Below are 19,312 nucleotides of genomic sequence, written 5' to 3'. Positions count from 1 at the left end.
ATCTCAATAATGTTCTCATGGGAGGAAGGATCAGATGATTACACCTACAGTAGCTGGGCAGGAAGAGGCTCAATTATACGAGGAGTTGCGGCGTGCGATCGATGAATTCGAAGAGGGCGAGCAGCGGCAAATAGTTCTGAGTCGGATGGTCAGACAGCTCAGGTTCGCCAAGTGGCGCAAAGATCGGATGCGCAAGGTTGATACATACTGCCAAAGGATCAAACCCGCGACACTTTGGATCATCTTAGCCACAGGCGCACTTGCACCAGTCTTGTTATTTAGCATGTTCATCTGGGTATCGTTGTGGGTGGAATGAAGCTGTAGTATAGGGATAACAATATAAAGTTAATAAAAAAGAACCGTTAACCATCGGATTATCGTATTCCGACTGTAACGATTCTCTGAGCTATCTTTAGGGTTAGTGGGACATTTGCGTAGATTTACCGTCTAAGGATTGCACTTGTCCCTGAATGTACTGGTGGTAATCACGGAAGCTGCTGATGTGATGCAAGGAATCGGAATTCTCGGACTGAATCTTAATTTTGCCGTCCTGAGGCAAACTTTTCATCTCAGCAATGACGGATTTGGAACCTTGGATATCACCGGACATGTCCTGGATTCGCTGTAATAATGCCGGATGTCCCTCATGCTGGAGCATTTCGGCGAGCGGTCTCATTTCCTCCAATTTTTGACTCGACCGTTCAAGTGTGGTCATCACTTTGTCTCCATCTGTACTTGCGCTAAGCGAAACCATTCGGTGAATATGATCTTTCTCCATACGTTCAAGCGCCTCAAGATGGGAAGCTTCCAGTCGTTTGGGATCGCTCCAACTCTCTGATCGAACGGTGTCATTCTGTTGCTGGGATGCATTATTCGCAGTGCCATTACCACAGCCCCATAACAGAGATGAGCAGGTTAACACGGCTCCAACGGCGATGATACTTTTTAACCTCATGCTGTCACTCCTTCGATAATTTCCTGAAGGTAGTATGAGCAATAATATCCAAAATCATGCTTCTTCTTTTCATTTCATTCCCAGTATGTAGTTGAATAACCTTTTAAAATCGAGAGTACATATCTTCGCAAATTTTTGTAGCCTGTATTTTCACGTGAAATTGCAACGGTACGTAGCGAGGTGGAAAATAATGAATCTGTATACTAATAACATATGGCGCTGGACCATCAATCTTCTATATCCTGCCATTATCTTTGTCTTCCAGAGCTGGGGACCGATATTGGATTCGTGGACGGGTCCCATTTTGTTTGTCGCGCTGTTCTGCTTCCTTTGGAGCGATGTGAAAGACTTGTTCGTCTCGACGGGATTGACATGGTTTATTGCCATCCCGTGTTGGTGGTATTTGATTGAACGTCCTAAACCATCATTCGGTGCAGAACATTTTGCCGCACATCTATGGTTAATTGTACTTATGTATATTGTCTTTGTGCTCATTCCTCAGACCTTAATCCTGACTACTCGGTTGCGGGTAATGCATTATTATAAAAAGTGAAAGTTAGATGAGAGTAGGCGGCCGTTGGTCGTCTTTTTAAAATGAAATGAGCGCATGGGAGAGATTTCGATTGTTGAGCAAAGATATAAGAAGTAAAGAAAGAAGTTTTTTGTACATCATGATTTTCACCTTAATATATGGTCTGACATTACTGATCTGGCCGTTGATCGCATTTGCCATGGGAATGTCGCTTGCTGCACCCACTCCTTCTGAGTATCAGGTGGCAAGTCGTTTGGAGGGCGATATACTGATGTCATACCCACTCTGCGTTATTGCGGCTTTGGTTTCGGGATGGGTTTCTTATCATGAGAAAAGATACCTCTTTCCTTACTGGATCATGCAGTTGCCATTGTTATGGATCGCTGCATGGATGCTGGTAAATTACTTCGGGGCAGCACTATCTGACATACCATTTCTACGATAATTAATTGTTTATAGAGATTCAATTTTAAGGAAAGGTTAATCTATGCCCAAGACAAGCAACCGTAAACGGGTAGCGTACGTGTTGTTCTTTGTATTGGTCGCTCTGTTTTTGATACGCTCTTGTGGTTCGCAGGACATCGACACAATCTTAAGCGAAAAAGGTATTCCCCCAGAACAGGTAAAGCTAGTTACAACTATTGAAACGCGAACTCAATTGGTATTATATCAAGATCTCACTACGAATAACCTGACTCCTGCTTTGATTCAGCAAAAGATGTGGTTCTCCGAACTGGCCAGAATGGGCGGTGGTCTGCAGGATAATCCGGTCGAGCCGCTTTCTTCTCATATATCAGGATACGAGGAGTCTAAAGGCAAAATGATATATATTATATACGGGTATCTCCACGATGCTGACATTACCCAGGTGCATATTCGCTACGAACCAAATCTGGTATCTTCACGGTTGGAAGCGGAAATTGTGGAATCGTCTTCCGATCAATCCAGCGGCAGGTTGTGGTATGCAGTAATCCAGCAGCCGATTCACGAGATGATATGGGACATAAAAGGATTGAACGACGAAGGTCACGTCATCTACTCATCTCTCGATAGTGAGGATTAGGAAGCAGGCTGGCTTATGGAATGGAAACTTCGCTGTCATAGATCTGCATGACCCGAACTACAAACGAACTACCTCCATCTACACAAACACCCCTTATCCGGCTGCATACCGGACAAGGGGTGTTTCGCGTTCTGGCTACACTTTCCTTTTATATTTCCCTGTATACGGGATGGTGAGATGGATTTTCAGATCTTTAATCGAGTCTTCGGTAAGCATCATCTTGCTGCCATTGTTTGATAACTTACGCCAGAGTTTCGGATTTTTGCGATACAGCTTTTCCTGAAGACCGTAAATATCCACACCACGCTCAAGGCCGTGACGATAGGTCTGCATGATCTGCTCCCGCAACTTCACTTCACTGATCTGGATCATCTCTTCATAAGAAGTGGGCACCAGGTATTCGTACAGGGCAGTTAGGTAGTGGGCATCAATGTTGAACGTAACGTCTTCACCCTGAATGACAGGTTTAATTTTGATCTTTGGCAACCCTACACTGAGCGCCCCGTAGATCGTTCCATCCTTCTGGACTAGTAAGGGGGCACGCCGCATGTCCTTAATTAGCCAGTGATAACCGGGAAGCTGACTGCGTGGAAAGTATTCAAAGTCATAGCCAGTCTTCTCGAAAAAGGCCCCTTCCACCAGAAACAAATCATGTTTCTTCTCATTCTCAGCCCACTGGGTATTGTTCAATGCAAGACTCGGCAGATACGTCGTGGTAGCCGGATCATTATGTGTTGCAATGAGCTTAAAGCTAAGCACAGGCGGGTACAACGATTCTTCCATGTACGTGGGGAGCGGGTTGTGAAGAATGCTGTCCAGTGGCGACATATTATAGATGGACGTTGCACTCAGGATTTTCTCCAGAGGCTCTCGTGTTCCGTACACCCAGGTTGTATAACGGGATTCTGGAAATCGTCCCAGCATGTCGAACACTTCTTTGATGTGTTTGCTGGTCAGCACACCTTCAGCCATAACGATGGCTGTCACATGCCCCCAAGCCATGTGTAATTGAGCCGTACGGAACAGTTCGTTCAGCGCCAGACTCATGGTCTTCCCTTCGGCATGTCCGACCCATACAGGCGGTGTATCTGCACTTTTGGTTGAACTTTCACTTTTGGCGACACTGGCAAAATCCAGCGTTTGTACATACAGGTGATACATGCCGTCCTTATAATCAATCCCAAATGCTTTGGCGTAGTCTACCTGTTGAATCTCAAAGGCACTCCAGCACCCACTCGTCATCACGCACATCGATAGGCTTAACAGACCCAGCAAACATCGCTGTAACAAGTGTTTCATCGTCCGTTTCCTTTCTTACGCGGTTCTTGAGTCTCAAGATAGACGGGTCTTCGTTTACCTAACCCCTTTGGCAGTTTGAATAATGAAGCTATCGCTTGTTTGAAATGAAGCGGTGTTAGCGGCGTGAGATACGGAATGCCAAATGATTTGAGATCGGTCAAGTAGATGAGGAACAGAATCAACGACAGGATGAACCCATAGATGCCGAGGGATGCCCCCAAGACAAAACAAAGGAACCGCAGGATCAGCACAGAACTGGTCATGACCTGATTCACAATGGTTGCTCCAGCTACGACGGTAACTGCGATGATGACAATCATGAGGGGAGAGACCATGCCGGCTCGAATGGCGGAATCACCGATAATCAGACCTCCAACGACGGTTAATGTCTGGCCGATGGCACTTGGCAAACGTACCCCTGCCTCACGGAACAGCTCCATCAGCAGCATAATGAGAAACATCTCCATTCCCGATTCCATCGGAAGTCCCATGCGTCCAACCGAGATCGTCGCGACTAGAGGAAAGGGGATCTGATCCATATGAAAGGATGTCAGCGCAATATAGAATCCGGGCAGGAACACGGTGATCATCAGGCCAAGAAAGCGCAGCATCCGTCCTACGTTCACAGGCAAGAAGGGAAAGCTGGCATCCTCCGGGGATTTGAGCAAAAGAAACAAATTGACTGGCCCAATAATGGCGCTGGGATTGCCGTCGACAATGAGGATAAAACGTCCGTTCAGGAGACATTCTGCAGCAAAGTCAGGCCTGCCCGTATAATGGGTGACGGGAAACAAAGTAATTTTCGAAGGTGACAGCAACTCTTCCAGTTCATTGGCGGTCAAGATGCGTTCGGTCTCAATCTTACGCAACCGATCCTGAACGTCCTCGATCAGCTCCGGATTGGCGATATTTTTGATATACATCAAAGCCACCTTGGTTGCAGAACGTGTACCGATCAGTTCGATATTGCAGGCAAGTTGGTTCGTACGCAGACGGGTGCGTATCAAGGCAACATTGACGGCAAGTGGTTCAATGAACCCATCTCTTGCCCCGCGGATCGAAACTTCGGTGGTCGATTCCTCCGGTGTCCGAGTAGGGATGTTAGATATATCAATACTCCACATGGTTTGCAGGGAAGGAATACAGATTAACATATGGCCTTCAAAAACACGGAGAGACATCAGTTCAGTTCCAAATGCCGGATCTTCCAGATCCATTCGGGTCCAATCCAGGCTGATGCACTTTTCAATGTCGGATGTACGGATAAAGTGTGTATTTTCATATGTTCGTTTGAGTTCCGGGAGAATAATATGGTAGATCGCTTCACTATCTACCATACCGCTGCAATAGGTCATAAGGATTTGCATCGGAGGTTCTCCGATCATATGACTATTGATGATGACATCATCAGATCCGGCAAAAAAGGTATTCAGGTTATGCTCGTTCATTCGGAACGGTTCAACGTCAGGATTATTCTTGGGTTGGGTTGAGATCGGCACGTTTGGGAGCCTCCTTGTCCTTTTTGTGGATTAATGAAGCAATGGTCAATATTACGGTAACGATGGATACATAAGCGAGCATGACCGGGAACTGAATATGGTCCACATAATAATCCACGTAATCAATGCGCCACCATTGCATCGCCATGAAGCTCATGATGACGGTAATGGTGAGAATCGCGATATATCGTTTCTTCGGTCTGCGGAAATTCAGCAGATCCACGATGAGATACATGGATATGGCCACCCTTGCAAAGGAACCACTAAGCCACTGATAGATGGATAGAAAATCAACGTGCTGCAGCAGCTTGCCTATATTCACAAGTTTCCATTGCTCATAGGGACTGTTTCGTTGTTTGGCTGCTTCTTCTGGGCCAAACTCCACGATGGCTCCGATCGTGGGACCGATCGCCATACTGAGCATAAACACGCCAAGGATCAGAACATGCCACCAACGAATTTTGCCTTTGACTTCATGTTGGAACAACATAATAATCCAGATTTCCATAAGCCCGGCAAGAGAGTAGATCATGCCCCGCCACACGGGACCCATGCCGTTCTCCATAATCGGGAACAATAGACTGTAGTCTTTGTATTTCATATTGGCGGACATTACAAAATAACCAAGCAAAATGACAAAGGGCAGCAGCAGACTGGAAGTCATCGCAATGGAGCGTATGCCTTTAGCCGCTGCCCACGCAGCAACCAGTGCTCCGCCACCTGCCAGAACATAAGGAGGTGTGAATTGAAGATACGTGGATACGGTCCAGTTGGTTGTCTCATACAACGTATGTGTGCCAAGCGTGAATAACAGAATGGAAGCGGAGATTCGGAAGATCCAGGAAGGGACCGCCCCGAATTCTCGGGTAATCCAATCTGTTAATCGCTGTCCGCGTACTCGCCGAATGATGATGTACATCATACATAGAAACAACATGAAAAAAGGCCCTGCCGCCACGACAGACAACCATCCGTCTCTGCCGCCAGCTTCGAGAATTGCCGGGATGGACAAGACATGGCAGACCAGTCCGGCACTTAATAAAATGATGGAAAAGGACAACCAAATGGTAATTTGACCTTTTTCACGACTCATGCGAATCCTCCTTTCCAATGAAGGAAGTTTCCGTTAGGTTGTACAGCATACAGGAAGTTGATTCCTTTTTCAGATTTTTTCACAGAAAGCTGCAAGCAATATGGACGGACTACGCAGAAAGCTTTAACATACAGATATAGCAATGTCGAAGACAAGCACAGAGCGAAGCATAGAGAAATTGGGAGGAAACCTGCGATGACAAATACAACGAAGGCACCTGGAGAGACAAAAGTTGGCTTTATTGGTACAGGCGTGATGGGTAAAAGCATGGCTGGGCACATCCAGAGAGCAGGGTATCCGCTGCATGTGTACACGCGAACTGTTGCCAAAGCGGAAGCATTGGTGAAAGAGGGTGCTGTATGGCATGACACACCAGGCAAACTGGCTGCTGCGTGTGATATCATCATCACAATGGTGGGGTATCCGAAAGATGTAGAGGAGATTTATCTCGGTGAGGATGGTCTATTAGCCAATGCCAAACCGGGTTCATATCTGATTGATATGACGACCTCAAGTCCGTTACTGGCTGCACGAATCTTTGAAGCTGCGGAAGCCAAAGGACTGCATGCACTGGACGCGCCTGTGTCGGGTGGTGATATCGGAGCGCAGAACGCGAAGTTGTCCATTATGGTTGGTGGTAGTTCGGGGGCCTTTGAAGCCGTGCGTCCGCTGTTTGAGCAGATGGGTACCAACATTGTGCTGCAAGGCAAGGCGGGAGCCGGCCAGCATACCAAAATGTGCAACCAGATTGCTATTGCCTCTGGCATGATGGGTGTATGCGAAGCACTTGCCTATGCCAAGACGTCTGGTCTGGACGCGGAGACCGTGCTGAAGAGTATAGCTACCGGTGCAGCCGGAAGCTGGTCGCTCAGCAATCTCGGTCCGCGCATGATCGCAGGCGATTATGAGCCTGGATTCTATGTGAAACATTTTATCAAAGACATGGGAATTGCACTGGAGTCTGCAAAAGCGATGGGCATGAAAACGCCTGGGTTGGCTTTGGCCGAATCTCTGTATCAGGAAATAGCGAAGAATGGTCTGGAAGAGAAGGGTACTCAGGTGCTCTACACCTATTATCTTCAGGCTTAACAACCAAGAGAACAGCAGCGTATTCTTTTTCTATTCAGGAAAGGGTTGCGCTGTTTTTTTTCAATTTTGCGGTTTGTTTATGCGTCTAAAGTCACGGAATTGGTTAAATGTTCATATATACTTTGCGTATTGGAGAGATTTTGATCGTTTTCCCTTTATTTTTACCCCGCTTTATCCGACATAAGTAATAGAAGTTTACATAATGAATGTGTCAAAGGATGTTATTCCTCCTGTAATGGTCACCCGTAACCCACACTATAATAGAACGGAGCTTGCCCATGTTCAAGAAAATCCTGTCTCTGTTCAAGACACAGCCAGAGCTTGCGAACCAGATTACAGCCTCCGCTTCAGCGTTAACATCAACGACAACCATTCCCCCGCGTATGGTCCGTAGCAAGCGCAAGAAAAAGGCGGAAGGGGATTGGACACGCCAGCCGGAGGAGCCCAGTACAGCAGATCAGCTGATAGGTCTTCCAAGTCAATATAAAGTGCTGAACGACCTACTCGTTACCAATCCGAAGTCACGCTCCGGTTATTCGCAGATTGATCATGTTGTGATCGGCCCTCGGGCAATCTTTGTGATCGAAACCAGAAATCTGACGACAGGTGAGATTCGCGGCGGACGAAGAGAGGCCAATTGGTCGGTCAGCAGCAGCCGGGTCAAAATGTACAATCCACTTATGCAGCATCGTGCACATGTGGAAGCCATCCATGCACACCTCGGAGACTACAAAAGAGTACGTCTCGTCTCCATGGTGACCTTCACCAACCGTTGCCGAATTAGTGTTGATCCTGCTGTGAGGTATGTGAATTCGGATGAACTGATCATCTACGATCATGAATTGGTGGAAACGATTCAGCGCAAAACGGAACGACTTGAGACTGAGGTTCCCGAAACCGTATTTCAAGAGAAGGATATTCAGGCGATCTACGCTCTGTTATCATCGGTCAATTCCACCGATCCTCAGATTCGGTCAGAGCATATGGAGAAGGCTAAAGGTATCAAATAATTACGCTTCACGAACACTGTTGTCCATACGGGCGGCAGTGTTTTTGCGTTGCGGTGGTAGTTAATGCGTGCATAGTAAAAGGCTTTAGACACAGGTATATCGTCGTATACAACCGATTTTTAACTTATGATAGAATGTAGAGCATGTCCAATTGTGTGAATCAAGCATGTTATATGAAAGGATATTTTTGTAAGTAAGTGTTCAAGTCTTGGAGCAGAGGTTAATGGTTCTCAGGAATATACATACGATAGGGGAAGATAATACGATGAAATGGAATTATACGATAAAGACGTTCACAGTTATGCTTGGTTTGGCAGCGATTCTGACAGCTTGTGGTGGCGGAGCGAAAGAGACGTCATCGCCGGAGTCTGCTTCCGCTACAGAAGTTGCTTCATCAGAAACAAGCAGCTCGAATGCGACCGTAACGGAAACCACAGCAACCGGTTCGAATGGGAGTGATGAGACAGGTTCAGCTACAGAAGAAGCTTCTTCAGCTGACGACGGCAAGATTGGAAAGGACTCTACACTGGAAGAGTTGAAGCAGCAGTATGCCGATAAGCTCGGTTATATCCGTATTCCGCTTACGGATCATCCAGTACGTCGGGTCAGTGAGGAAGGTTCCAAAAACATTAATGTAGCCAACTACAGTGATGCTGTTGTGGACATGAACGCAGAGGTTCCAATTCATTCCGATTCGCAGCGGTTGATTGATGATGCCTTTCCTTTTTTTACAACCGTACAAGCACCTGATGAATCTTATGTAACTTGGGAAGAAGCAACCAATCTGGAACGTGCCATGGTGAAAACACTGTTTATCGCCCGTGAAGGTCTGCTGATTACCGAAGATGCGATGAAAAATAAGGATTATAACAGTACATCGTTCCAGGATTCGATGGATTTCTTCAGGGTCACAGCGAAATTTGAATCCATGGCACCTGTTGCACAGCATCCGCGTGACATTACGTTGAGTACGTTATACGACAAAGCACGAACGTCATGGGGCAAGCTTGCTGCGATGGACCCGGAGCAGGATGAAGCGGCGTTTGCCGAGATGTACAAGACGACGAGAACCGATGCCAATAATGCCATGGGGTTGCTTAATGTTCTCTTGTCTACCAATGAAGAAGAACGGGTCAAAGAGATTTACGGGGAATAAAAATGCCGTGATCCAGAGTTAATCTGGAACATCCCGGTAACATGTCTGGATCACATGCCTTCAAACTCTGACTACCGCTTGAAGCGGGGTCAGGGTTTTTCTGGTTTTTTCCAATAGGTGTATGATATGTTTTTAGGAGTAAGACATGTACGGAATATAGGTGAGGTGTGTGAAAGATGTGGTGGATGAACTTTTGTAAACGCTTTAAATTTAAAACGAAGCTAATCTTGTTTTTATCTACCGCAACGGTCTTAATCTCCGGAATCACAGGGTTGATCACCTATCGCATCCATATCGACCTGTTCAATGAAGAGGTCAGTCGCCAGTATAGTCTTACCGCAGAGCAGATTCTTGCACGTCTGGATTCCAGGGTACACGACATGTATAAAGTCACCGATTATATCACACTGAATCCCTCCGTAAAAAATGCCATCAAAGCACAGACCTCTGGCATCTCGTCCTATGATCAGATGAAGCTAGAAGATGAACTGGATGATCAGTTGTATCAGGTAAGGCTGGATGCACCGGAGATCATGGGGCTCCGCATATATGACCTGAAGGATAACATATTTAATCTCGGCGCCTTTGCTGGCTCATTTCAACAGATGGATCCTTCCTATCTGGCAGAGATGGTTCATAGACTGGAAGGAACGGGCGGCGAATATGGTTGGAATCGTTTGGGGCCGGATGCTTTCTTGCAGGAGGAACAATCCAATTGGATTCTGGCGGGACGATTAATGCGGTCTGTTGATCTGGAGACCTATGGCGTAATGCTAATTCTGTTTAACACCTCGTTGTTCGAATCGTATCTCAAAGATCTGCGACTGAATGAGGAAGTTGCTGTCTACTTGTTTGACGCAGATGGTGAGCTTCTATATGCCTTTCATAATCAGGATGCGGATCCACCACCACTTACCGAGCTAAGCCTAGGGGCGACGGAGATCAGGGACGAGCAGGGAACAACCCAATTGTATACGAAGCAAACGTCAGACAAAGCGGGCTTCACCCTGGTCAGCAAGGTCTCACTGGCTCAGATTCAGAACAAGGGAAAGATTATTGTAAAAGTTGCTGTGTTCTCTGCGGTAGCCAGCATATTATGCTCCTGGTTCATCATTACCGTAATTAGCGGCAGACTGTTGCGTCCACTTGCGAGTCTAGTCAACGCGATGAAAAGAGTGCGTGATGGACAGTTCGATACACGGGTACGGATCGAGACACGGGATGAGCTCGGTTTCATCGGTGAACGATTCAATGCAATGGCTTCCCGGATTGATACGCTTATACATGAAGTGTACGAGCGCGAACTCAGTGAAAAAGAAGCTGAACTCAAAGCTATTCAGGCCCAGCTGAATCCCCATTTTCTGTATAACACGCTGAGCATGTTTTTCTGGAAGTTCTATATGCTTGGTGATGAGAAATCGGCTCGCCTGGTCACTGCCTTGTCCGAGATGCTGCAGTATACGCTGGAACCCGTGCAGCAACTAACGACCGTGCAGGATGAGATGAAGCAAATAGATCACTACCTGCAGATTCAGCAGGCCCGGTATCAGGAAGCCTTGTCGATTGAAATTGCCGTTCCTGCTGAATTGTTTCGCTGTCAGGTGATCCGACTGTTGCTTCAGCCCATCGTGGAGAATGTTTTTGTTCATGCCTTCTCGGACAAAAGGAACAACCGCCATCTGGAGATTCGTGGCTCGCGGCAAAACGGGCATGAAAGAGAGCCGGATTTGCTCATCATTGAAATTTCAGATAACGGCTGCGGCATGCACGCATCGGTCATTGAACGCATTATGACGCCAGTGGCACATGCAGATGAGGAACGTCAGCACATTGGCATGCGGAGTGTACTTCGAAGAATTGAGTTGATTCACGGTGAACCCTACGGTGTACAGATCGAGTCGACTGTGGGAGAGGGTACGCTAGTACGTCTTCGTTTGCCTTATCAGATCGGTGAGGACTCATGCCGGGAAATTCAGGTGACTGAGAGGAGTAGGTTCTGTTGAATGGACGTATGCTTGTAGTGGATGATGAAGCATTATTTCGTCAGGGTCTGATTCATCTGGTTCGCAATAACCCCCTCGGTTGGGAGGTCGTTGGGGAAGCGGCCGATGGAGAAGAAGCGATACAGGCTGTACACAGCTACACACCTGATCTGATCATTACGGACATCAACATGCCTGTGATGGATGGTCTAGATTTGGCCGAACGCATACACGAGAGTGGACTGGACATTATGATTATCATTTTGACAGGTTATCGTGAGTTCGAATATGCACAGCGTGCCATCCGGTATGGGGCAATTGAATTTTTGTTAAAGCCGTTCTCGCTCGATGAAGCATGTCAGGTGTTACAAAAGGCACATGAACGATATCGCCGAAAACAGTCCGACATTCGGATCAGGGAACAATACAGCCAGGTGGACCGTACCGAGAGACTGCGAGAGGAACTGACTTTGTTGCTGCTCCACCATCAATTCGGAGCGATAATGAATCGAATCGAGATGTTGCTAGAAGAAGCGTCCGGGATGAGCTTGTCACAAGGCAAAGCGGAGATTCATATGCTTATGAAGGTCATGACGGACTTACTGGTACAACAGCTTCAGCCTCAGGAATCCAGTGGTATGGACTCAACTGCCCCAGATCCACTACTCTGGATTCATACCATACCTGAAGTGATCGCTTGGGCCAGATGTAAGAGCGAAGAGTGGGTGGATATGCTGATGCGGCTAACTCAGGAACAGCAGGATCATGTCGTTACACGTGTTATACAGTATATTGAAATGAACTATTCCAGCACATGCACGTTGCAGGCCGTGGCTGCCCATGTTCATGTGACACCCAACTACTTGAGCCATTTGTTCAAAAAAGAGACAGGACATGGCTTCAGCCAATATGTCAGCAAGCGCCGAATTGATAAGGCGAAGCTGCTGCTGCACAGCACTCGGCAGAGCATGGCAGATATAGCGGAACTGACCGGGTTCGATAACTCCAGTTATTTTACAACCGTATTCAAACAGATGACGGGGGTATCACCCCGCGAATATCGCAAGCAAGTAGCCAAGTGAAGTGCCCGGTAGCAATCCCCCTCGAACTGCTGCAGGGTCTCAAATTAAAGAGAAGCCTTCTCTTAATATCTGTTCGTTTCCAAGGTCAACCCCACCATGTGGGGTTATTTTTGCGTAGAAAATTATAAAAGGATCGTTAAATAACAAATGTTTACGCTTACATTTTTATCTAAAATACAACTATAGTACATCAACAGCAGAGAGGAGTGATGGATGTGAAGGGAGAACTGACCGCAGGTCCGCCGTCTGGATTACAACCGCCGGACAGTGAGATGAAGCAGCGGCTTCGGCAGCAGCGGCTTCGACGATTCAAGATGAATATTCCGTTAATCTTGATGTTTGTTCCGGTGATTATGTTCTACCTTACCTTTCGTTATGCACCCATCGGAGGGCTGGTCATGGCCTTTAAGGATTACAACTTCTATGATGGGCTGTGGAACAGTCCATGGGTGGGCTTTCAGCATTTTCAGACGCTGTTCAGTGATCCGCGCACGGTGGAGATTATTCGCAACACCTTGTTCCTCAGTCTGTTAAGCATCATTATCGGGTTTCCCATTCCGATCATTCTGGCCATTATGCTGAATGAAGTGCGAAACATGGCCTTTAAGCGAACGGTGCAGACGGTGGTCTATATGCCACACTTCTTTTCCTGGGTCATCATTGCGATGATGATCATGACGGTTTTCTCTTTGGAAAATGGGATCGTCAACCGCTGGGTCGAGGCCTGGACGGGAGCACCTTATCCGTTCATGTACAACAAGGGTTCGTGGGTAGCGGTGTTTGTTGGCTCAGGGATATGGAAGGACATGGGCTTTAATGCCATCATTTTTCTCGCGGCACTAACGACCATTGATCCGAGTCAATACGAGGCTGCACAGATGGATGGGGCCAGCAAAATGCGCCAGATCTGGCATGTCACCCTTCCGGGTATACGCTCTACCATTATTCTCCTGCTGATTTTGTCGATGGGGCGGGTGATGGAGGTCGGATTCGACCAGGTGTATATGCTTCAGAATTCCAATGTCAATGAGATAGCAGATGTAATCAGTACCTATATCTACCGCACCGGTCTACAGGGAGCACAGTTCAGCCTGACAACAGCGATGGGATTGTTCGAATCACTGGTTGCATTTATCCTCATTTTCAGTGCAAATTATATCGCGCGTCGATTTAACGAAGGTTTGTGGTAGGGAGGGAGAACAGCATGAGAAAAACCAAAGGAGAAAAAGTCTTTTATCTAATCAATTATGTATTGTTGTCATTGGTTGCCGTCAGCTGTATCCTGCCCTTACTGAACATTGTTGCTTTGTCATTTAGTGATGCGAGAGCGGTTGTTTCAGGTCAAGTGGGGTTATGGCCCGTCGATTTCACCTGGTTCTCCTATCACAGCCTAATTACGGGAACGCCGATTCTGAATGCATTCTGGAACAGTGTGGAGATCACATTGATCGGTACAGGGCTCAGCATGGCGGTGACGATTATGGCGGCATATCCGCTGTCACGTAGACATTTTTACCACCGGCGCTTCTTTACGATGGCGATGGTGTTCACGATGATTTTTAACGGTGGACTCATCCCGACTTATTTGGTTGTGCAAAATCTCGGTCTTGTGAACAGTTACGGCGCGCTTTGGCTACCGGGTCTGGTAAGCACTTACAACATGCTGATTATGCGATCTTATTTTGAAAATCTGCCGGGGGAAGTGGACGAGGCTGCGCGCATCGATGGTTGTGGTGAACTGGGGCTTTTGTTCCGAATCGTGTTGCCATTATCCAAACCTTTGCTGGCGACTATTGCTCTCTTTTACGGCGTGGGTTACTGGAATTCGTTCATGAGTGTGATGATTTATATCAATGATACGTCCAAATACAACATGACCGTGCTCGTCCAAAATATGATTATGTCCAATCTGAATGTACAGGATTTTACTGATCCAACGATGATATCGAATCTGACCCCGGAAGGCATCCGGGCAGCAGCTGTCATTGTGATGGTCATACCCATTTTGGCAGTGTATCCGTTCTTGCAGAAGTACTTCGTTAAAGGGGTCATGCTTGGATCAATAAAAGGTTAAAGCAGGCTGTGGGTTAACCCGCATGGGTTCATATTACAGGAGAGAAAGAGGGTCTTATCTATGGCGTTAACGATGAAGGCATGGATGAAGTCGGGTCTCGTTCTGGGCTTGATCGGTGGTTTGCTGGCGGGATGTACAGGAGGTAACGGTAGCGAACAGGCGGAAGGCGAAGGCAACAGGGGGAACATCACGTCAACGATCTATGATCGGGGCGCGGTCCCAAGCGGCATGGGTACGATCGAAGATAATATGTGGTCCAAGTGGATTAACGAGAATGGCCCGGCTAATGTAAAATATACAGCAGTTCCCCGCTGGGAATCTCAGTCGAAACTTAACGTATTATTCGCTTCTGGCAGTGCACCGGATATCATTTTTGAATTCGGTACGCCCATCCGTAACACTCTGTTTAATCAAAAACAGCTGATGCCACTGGATGAGTTGATCGAGAACTCGAGTGTGGAATACAAAGCCTTGATGGAGAAATATCCCCAGCTCAAGAAGGCTGGCATCAAAAGCGATGGTAAGCTCTATGAAGTGGGACGTATGAACGAGGTGTTTCCACTAACGAGCTTTTTTATTCGGGAAGACTGGTTGGAAAAGTTGAATCTGGAGGTACCGACCAATGAGGAAGAGATGCTGGCGGTAGCCAAGGCATTCACGGAGAATGATCCCGATGGAAACGGAGCTAAGGATACATACGGCATCGGTGGATTTCAGTTCGGCGATACAGCGGGTCTTTTCCGCTATATGTACAACGCCAACTGGGTGAATGTGGAGGACGGGGAGATGGTGGTTGGTCCCAACAACATGAAAGAAGCCACGGCATTCAAACGTGCATTATATGAAGCAGGAGTGGTGGATAAGGACTTATTGACCGACAAGGATGGGGCCAAGGCAAAGCAGGATTTCCTGAATGGCAAAATCGGTATGTACGCGGCCATGACTTCGGATTATACCGGGTTTGCAGCGAAGGAACTGGATACACTGATGCAGAATGTTCCTGAAGCCAAATTAAAGGTTATCGCTCTGCCAACCACGTCCGTAGGACAGCACACGATGGTGTGGAATAACCCGGTTCAGATGACTGCAGCTGTGAATTCACGAGCCAAAAATCCGGAAGCAGTTATGCAATATATCGATTTTCTGACCAAAATAGAGTCAGGCCGAACTTTCAAAAATGGATTTGAAAACACGCATTATACGCTGAACGATCAAGGTTGTCCGCGCATCTCGGATCAGGAGAAATACAAACAGGAGATCAGCTGGGCAGGCGATTACGCCATGTTGTACAGCCGTCTGGAGGAAGGCAAATGCGGGTACACAGAAATGCTGTTCAGCGAAGAGATTCCGTCGCAGAAGGAAGGACTTCGACTATTCAAGGAAGCGCGTGAGGTATACATGACGGATCTTCCGGTAGGAGAGGGTGTTACCCATTCAGAACATATGCCGCAGCTACCCAAGGAGCTTCAGGTCAAGTTGACCAATGTGACAACAGCGATCAACGATATCTTTACCCGTTCCATCATTGGCGGAAGCAAATATACAGTCGAACAGGCTGCAACGGAAGCACAGCAGAAGTGGGAGCAAGGCGGGGGCCCGGAGATTGAAGCATGGTACAAAGACTGGTGGAGCAAGGAAAAGGATAATGTACTAGTCTGGGACGACTTCTATGAAATCTATGAACAACAACAGGCTGATTTTGAAAAAGCAGAGTGAATTCATGGATTCAAATCATTCATAAGATTTATAATTTTGGTGTTGGTAGAAATAAGCGCTCTGATCCCCTGATCAGAGCCTTTTTATGTTTGGGCTTCAAATAGGGGAATATTTGACTGAAAAATGAAGTGAATAGAAAGTTCTCGCATCTCGCTTGAAACTATATCCAGAACGATGCGTATCATAAGGTATTAATTGTTTTTTAATGTAGAATATTGCCGTATTTCAGAGTATAGTTAAGGAATAATTTAACTTATATTCAACATGATGTAGACATGAAAGTTACTGAAAAATCTTGAAAAGAATGTACGGAACACCAGGTTGAAACTATTGGAGGTTGAGTATGAGTTCATTTAAAAGCTGGTTAAATTCAACAAAACAAGGACTTGAAGAGCAAGTCAAAAAGTTTAAAAATAAAGATTTTATGGATGCCGTGGTAGCAGGTTGTGCACTGGTTGCTTTTGCAGATGGTTCCATTGACGAAGCAGAAAAGAACAAGATGGCCGGTTATATCAACCTGAGTCAGGAATTGAAAGTATTTGATATGGCTGAAGTGATTACACGATTTAATCATTATGTCGCGAACTTTGAGTTCTCTCCAGAGATCGGGAAGCAGGAAGCGCTGAAAGCTATTGGGAAATTCAAAGCCAAGCCGGATGTAGGACGCGTTATTGTGGGTGTATGCAGTGCGATTGGTTCAGCTGACGGCAACTTTGATGATCAGGAGAAAAGAGTCGTTGCCGAGATATGCATTGTACTTGGACTGAACCCGAGTGAATTCAATCTCTAAGTAGCTATTTTACATATGAAGGGAGGTGAAAATCAGTGGCAAGCATTAATTTGGTCAAAGGACAAAAGATTGATTTAACCAAAGGCAATGCAGGACTTACTGAGGTGATTGCTGGTCTCGGTTGGGACCCGGTAACTGCCAAAGGTTTCTTCGGAAGAAAGAAACAAGCGGATATCGATTGTGATGCATCGGCGATCATGTTGAATGAGGAAGGCAAGTTGGTCAAGGACTCCAACCTGGTTTGCTTCCACAACAAGCAAAGTGCATGTCGTTCGGTTATCCATTCAGGTGACAATCTAACAGGACAGGGAGACGGTGACGACGAACAGATCAAAATGGATCTGTCCCGTATTCCTGCTGATGTTCATAAAGTATTAATCGTTGTTAATATCTACGACTGTGTCAATCGCAAGCAAGATTTTGGCATGATTGAGAAGGCTTATATTCGTATTCTGGATGGTAAAAATTCCAGTGAGCTCGTGAAGTTCAATCTATCCGAAAACTACACAGGTTCAACAGCGTTGATCTGTGGTGAATTGTATCGTCATGGAGGCGAATGGAAATTCTCGGCAATTGGAGAGGGTTCCCATGCGGTACATATCAATGAACTCGCTCGCAGGTACTCCTAAGTACAAGATTTAACCTAAATCGACAATAATCCTGATATTCATATGTCACGATAACTACAATACACTTAAATAAGCGAGGATGATCATACGATGGCAATTAATCTCTCTAAAGGTCAAAAAATCGATCTGACTAAAACGAACCCAGGTTTGACAAAAATCACAGTAGGCTTGGGCTGGGATACCAATAAGTATGATGGCGGAAAAGACTTTGACCTGGATGTATCGGTATTCTGTGCCAATGCAAACGGTAAAGTAGAAGGCGAGAAAAACTTCATCTTCTTCAACAATCCACAAAATGAAAATGGTTCTGTTGTTCACACCGGTGACAACCGTACAGGAGATGGCGATGGTGATGACGAGCAGATCAATATCGACCTGCCTAACGTACCCGCGAATGTAGAGAAAATTGCATTCTCCATTACAATCTACGAAGCTACAGAACGTAGCCAGAACTTCGGACAAGTCTCCCGTGCTTATGTGCGAATCGTCAACGAAGCAAACAGCGAAGAACTGATTCGTTTCGACCTGGGAGAAGACTTCTCCATCGAAACAGGTGTAGTTGTTGGTGAATTGTATCGTCATAGCGGCGAGTGGAAGTTCAGTGCCATCGGTAGTGGTTACCAAGATGGATTGGTTGGATTGACACGCGACTACGGTTTGCAATAGGACGTACAGTACGACTTACAGGATGGGAAGAACCGTCTCCTGGACGGTTCTCCTTTTCATTTAATCACATATTTTGGAAAGGTGGAAAAACAAATGACGATCAGTCTTGCCAAAGGACAACGTATTGACCTGACTAAGACGAATCCGGGCCTTACCCGTGTGGTGGTTGGTTTGGGTTGGGATACAAACAAATATAGTGGTGGAGTCGACTTTGACCTGGACGCCTCGGCTTTTTTGTTGTACGAAGATGGAAAAGCCAAAGGTACGGATGACTTTGTTTTTTACAACAATCCAAGCGGCGGTGCGGGTTCAGTAACACATACTGGTGATAACCGTACAGGTGAAGGTGATGGCGATGATGAGCAAGTTGTTGTTGATTTCAGTAAAATCCCTGCGCACATTCACCGGATCGGTATTACGGTAACCATCTATGATGGAGATGGACGAGGGCAGAATTTTGGACAAGTCTCCAATGCTTTTGTTCGTGTTGTAGATGCTGCAAGTGATCGGGAAGTGCTTCGGTTCGACCTCGGAGAGGACTATTCCACAGAAACAGCTGTAGTGTTCTGTGAGTTCTACCGTGCAGGTGCAGACTGGAAATTCCAGGCGGTAGGCAGTGGCTTCACAGGTGGACTATCTGCTTTATGCAAAAATTACGGGCTGGATGCACAATAACA

20 protein-coding genes are annotated in these 19,312 nt (G+C 46.5%); 16 read left to right on the top strand and 4 right to left on the bottom strand.

The features are described 5' to 3' along the window. The first annotated feature begins 34 nt into the window (after positions 1-34). Complete coding sequence (locus C161_RS21155; RefSeq protein ID WP_036672575.1) at positions 35-316, top strand: hypothetical protein; 282 nt, start codon at positions 35-37, stop codon at positions 314-316. 102 nt (positions 317-418) lie between these two features. Here the strand turns inward: C161_RS21155 and C161_RS21150 are convergent, their stop codons facing one another. After that, entirely contained in the window at positions 419-955 is a 537-nt protein-coding gene (locus tag C161_RS21150) for a hypothetical protein (RefSeq protein ID WP_036672574.1), read from the bottom strand. Positions 956-1,145: 190 nt separating this feature from the next. Between C161_RS21150 and C161_RS21145 the strand changes: the two genes are divergently transcribed. The 3 genes from C161_RS21145 to C161_RS21135 all read left to right on the top strand — a co-directional run bounded on the left by C161_RS21145 (position 1,146) and on the right by C161_RS21135 (position 2,550). Beyond that, a complete protein-coding gene (locus C161_RS21145) occupies positions 1,146-1,508 on the top strand; it encodes a hypothetical protein (RefSeq protein ID WP_036672573.1) in 363 nt (120 codons plus the stop codon). A 73-nt stretch (positions 1,509-1,581) separates the two neighbouring features. After that, positions 1,582-1,932, top strand: coding sequence for a hypothetical protein (locus C161_RS21140; RefSeq protein ID WP_156946144.1), 351 nt, complete (start codon positions 1,582-1,584; stop codon positions 1,930-1,932). A 42-nt stretch (positions 1,933-1,974) separates the two neighbouring features. Beyond that, positions 1,975-2,550, top strand: coding sequence for a hypothetical protein (locus tag C161_RS21135; RefSeq protein WP_036672571.1), 576 nt, complete (start codon positions 1,975-1,977; stop codon positions 2,548-2,550). Between the two features lie 135 nt (positions 2,551-2,685). Here the strand turns inward: C161_RS21135 and C161_RS21130 are convergent, their stop codons facing one another. The 3 genes from C161_RS21130 to C161_RS21120 are packed head-to-tail and all read right to left on the bottom strand — an operon-like array spanning position 2,686 to position 6,441. Continuing rightward, a complete protein-coding gene (locus tag C161_RS21130) occupies positions 2,686-3,849 on the bottom strand; it encodes a Ger(x)C family spore germination protein (protein WP_036672569.1) in 1,164 nt (387 codons plus the stop codon). Further along, entirely contained in the window at positions 3,846-5,348 is a 1,503-nt protein-coding gene (locus C161_RS21125; protein ID WP_235193878.1) for a spore germination protein, read from the bottom strand. Before C161_RS21125 ends, C161_RS21130 begins: the two co-directional genes overlap by 4 nt. Then, positions 5,320-6,441, bottom strand: coding sequence for a GerAB/ArcD/ProY family transporter (locus C161_RS21120; protein ID WP_036672566.1), 1,122 nt, complete (start codon positions 6,439-6,441; stop codon positions 5,320-5,322). Before C161_RS21120 ends, C161_RS21125 begins: the two co-directional genes overlap by 29 nt. A 195-nt stretch (positions 6,442-6,636) precedes the next feature. On the opposite strand from C161_RS21120, the gene C161_RS21115 reads away from it, so the two are divergent. The 12 genes from C161_RS21115 (at position 6,637) to C161_RS21060 (ending at position 19,310) form a co-directional block, all read left to right on the top strand. Next, complete coding sequence (locus tag C161_RS21115; protein WP_036672564.1) at positions 6,637-7,530, top strand: NAD(P)-dependent oxidoreductase; 894 nt, start codon at positions 6,637-6,639, stop codon at positions 7,528-7,530. Between the two features lie 278 nt (positions 7,531-7,808). Continuing rightward, entirely contained in the window at positions 7,809-8,540 is a 732-nt protein-coding gene (locus C161_RS21110) for a nuclease-related domain-containing protein (RefSeq protein ID WP_036672563.1), read from the top strand. 265 nt (positions 8,541-8,805) lie between these two features. Further along, positions 8,806-9,696 carry a hypothetical protein gene (locus C161_RS21105; RefSeq protein ID WP_036672562.1) on the top strand — a complete coding sequence of 297 codons (891 nt, stop codon included), beginning with the start codon at positions 8,806-8,808 and terminating at the stop codon, positions 9,694-9,696. A gap of 227 nt (positions 9,697-9,923) precedes the next feature. Continuing rightward, a complete protein-coding gene (locus C161_RS21100) occupies positions 9,924-11,699 on the top strand; it encodes a cache domain-containing sensor histidine kinase (RefSeq protein ID WP_162163206.1) in 1,776 nt (591 codons plus the stop codon). After that, positions 11,696-12,760 carry a response regulator transcription factor gene (locus C161_RS21095; protein WP_036672560.1) on the top strand — a complete coding sequence of 355 codons (1,065 nt, stop codon included), beginning with the start codon at positions 11,696-11,698 and terminating at the stop codon, positions 12,758-12,760. The genes C161_RS21100 and C161_RS21095 overlap by 4 nt, the downstream gene beginning before the upstream one ends. 272 nt (positions 12,761-13,032) lie before the next feature. Continuing rightward, the gene (locus C161_RS21090) at positions 13,033-13,950 is read left to right on the top strand and encodes an ABC transporter permease (RefSeq protein ID WP_051446994.1); all 918 of its coding nucleotides are present in this window, start codon (positions 13,033-13,035) and stop codon (positions 13,948-13,950) included. 14 nt (positions 13,951-13,964) lie between these two features. After that, positions 13,965-14,834, top strand: coding sequence for a carbohydrate ABC transporter permease (locus C161_RS21085; RefSeq protein ID WP_036606256.1), 870 nt, complete (start codon positions 13,965-13,967; stop codon positions 14,832-14,834). A gap of 60 nt (positions 14,835-14,894) precedes the next feature. Beyond that, positions 14,895-16,550: an extracellular solute-binding protein gene (locus C161_RS21080; protein WP_036672558.1), complete on the top strand. Its 1,656-nt coding sequence runs from the start codon at positions 14,895-14,897 to the stop codon at positions 16,548-16,550. Positions 16,551-16,893: 343 nt separating this feature from the next. After that, positions 16,894-17,340 (top strand): tellurite resistance TerB family protein, encoded by a 447-nt coding sequence (locus tag C161_RS21075; protein WP_036606259.1) that lies wholly within the window; start codon positions 16,894-16,896, stop codon positions 17,338-17,340. Positions 17,341-17,375: 35 nt separating this feature from the next. Further along, positions 17,376-17,969: a TerD family protein gene (locus C161_RS21070; protein WP_036672556.1), complete on the top strand. Its 594-nt coding sequence runs from the start codon at positions 17,376-17,378 to the stop codon at positions 17,967-17,969. A gap of 90 nt (positions 17,970-18,059) precedes the next feature. Next, entirely contained in the window at positions 18,060-18,635 is a 576-nt protein-coding gene (locus C161_RS21065; RefSeq protein WP_036606264.1) for a TerD family protein, read from the top strand. A 93-nt stretch (positions 18,636-18,728) separates the two neighbouring features. Continuing rightward, positions 18,729-19,310: a TerD family protein gene (locus C161_RS21060; protein ID WP_036606267.1), complete on the top strand. Its 582-nt coding sequence runs from the start codon at positions 18,729-18,731 to the stop codon at positions 19,308-19,310. The last annotated feature ends 2 nt before the right edge of the window (positions 19,311-19,312 follow it).

Origin of the sequence: Paenibacillus sp. FSL R5-192, assembly GCF_000517845.1 — a bacterium.
GTDB lineage: Bacteria > Bacillota > Bacilli > Paenibacillales > Paenibacillaceae > Paenibacillus > Paenibacillus amylolyticus.
This window is presented reverse-complemented; position numbering and strand designations above follow the sequence as displayed.

Excerpts from the sequence above, each read along its gene's own strand:
- C161_RS21060 (WP_036606267.1), top strand. The coding sequence starts at position 18,729 with ATGACGATCAGTCTTGCCAAAGGACAACGTATTGACCTGACTAAGACG.
- C161_RS21075 (WP_036606259.1), top strand. The coding sequence starts at position 16,894 with ATGAGTTCATTTAAAAGCTGGTTAAATTCAACAAAACAAGGACTTGAA.
- C161_RS21150 (WP_036672574.1), bottom strand. The coding sequence starts at position 955 with ATGAGGTTAAAAAGTATCATCGCCGTTGGAGCCGTGTTAACCTGCTCA.
- C161_RS21080 (WP_036672558.1), top strand. The coding sequence starts at position 14,895 with ATGGCGTTAACGATGAAGGCATGGATGAAGTCGGGTCTCGTTCTGGGC.
- C161_RS21155 (WP_036672575.1), top strand. The coding sequence starts at position 35 with ATGATTACACCTACAGTAGCTGGGCAGGAAGAGGCTCAATTATACGAG.
- C161_RS21105 (WP_036672562.1), top strand. The coding sequence starts at position 8,806 with ATGAAATGGAATTATACGATAAAGACGTTCACAGTTATGCTTGGTTTG.
- C161_RS21115 (WP_036672564.1), top strand. The coding sequence starts at position 6,637 with ATGACAAATACAACGAAGGCACCTGGAGAGACAAAAGTTGGCTTTATT.
- C161_RS21065 (WP_036606264.1), top strand. The coding sequence starts at position 18,060 with ATGGCAATTAATCTCTCTAAAGGTCAAAAAATCGATCTGACTAAAACG.
- C161_RS21090 (WP_051446994.1), top strand. The coding sequence starts at position 13,033 with ATGAAGCAGCGGCTTCGGCAGCAGCGGCTTCGACGATTCAAGATGAAT.
- C161_RS21130 (WP_036672569.1), bottom strand. The coding sequence starts at position 3,849 with ATGAAACACTTGTTACAGCGATGTTTGCTGGGTCTGTTAAGCCTATCG.
- C161_RS21145 (WP_036672573.1), top strand. The coding sequence starts at position 1,146 with ATGAATCTGTATACTAATAACATATGGCGCTGGACCATCAATCTTCTA.
- C161_RS21120 (WP_036672566.1), bottom strand. The coding sequence starts at position 6,441 with ATGAGTCGTGAAAAAGGTCAAATTACCATTTGGTTGTCCTTTTCCATC.
- C161_RS21110 (WP_036672563.1), top strand. The coding sequence starts at position 7,809 with ATGTTCAAGAAAATCCTGTCTCTGTTCAAGACACAGCCAGAGCTTGCG.
- C161_RS21085 (WP_036606256.1), top strand. The coding sequence starts at position 13,965 with ATGAGAAAAACCAAAGGAGAAAAAGTCTTTTATCTAATCAATTATGTA.
- C161_RS21135 (WP_036672571.1), top strand. The coding sequence starts at position 1,975 with ATGCCCAAGACAAGCAACCGTAAACGGGTAGCGTACGTGTTGTTCTTT.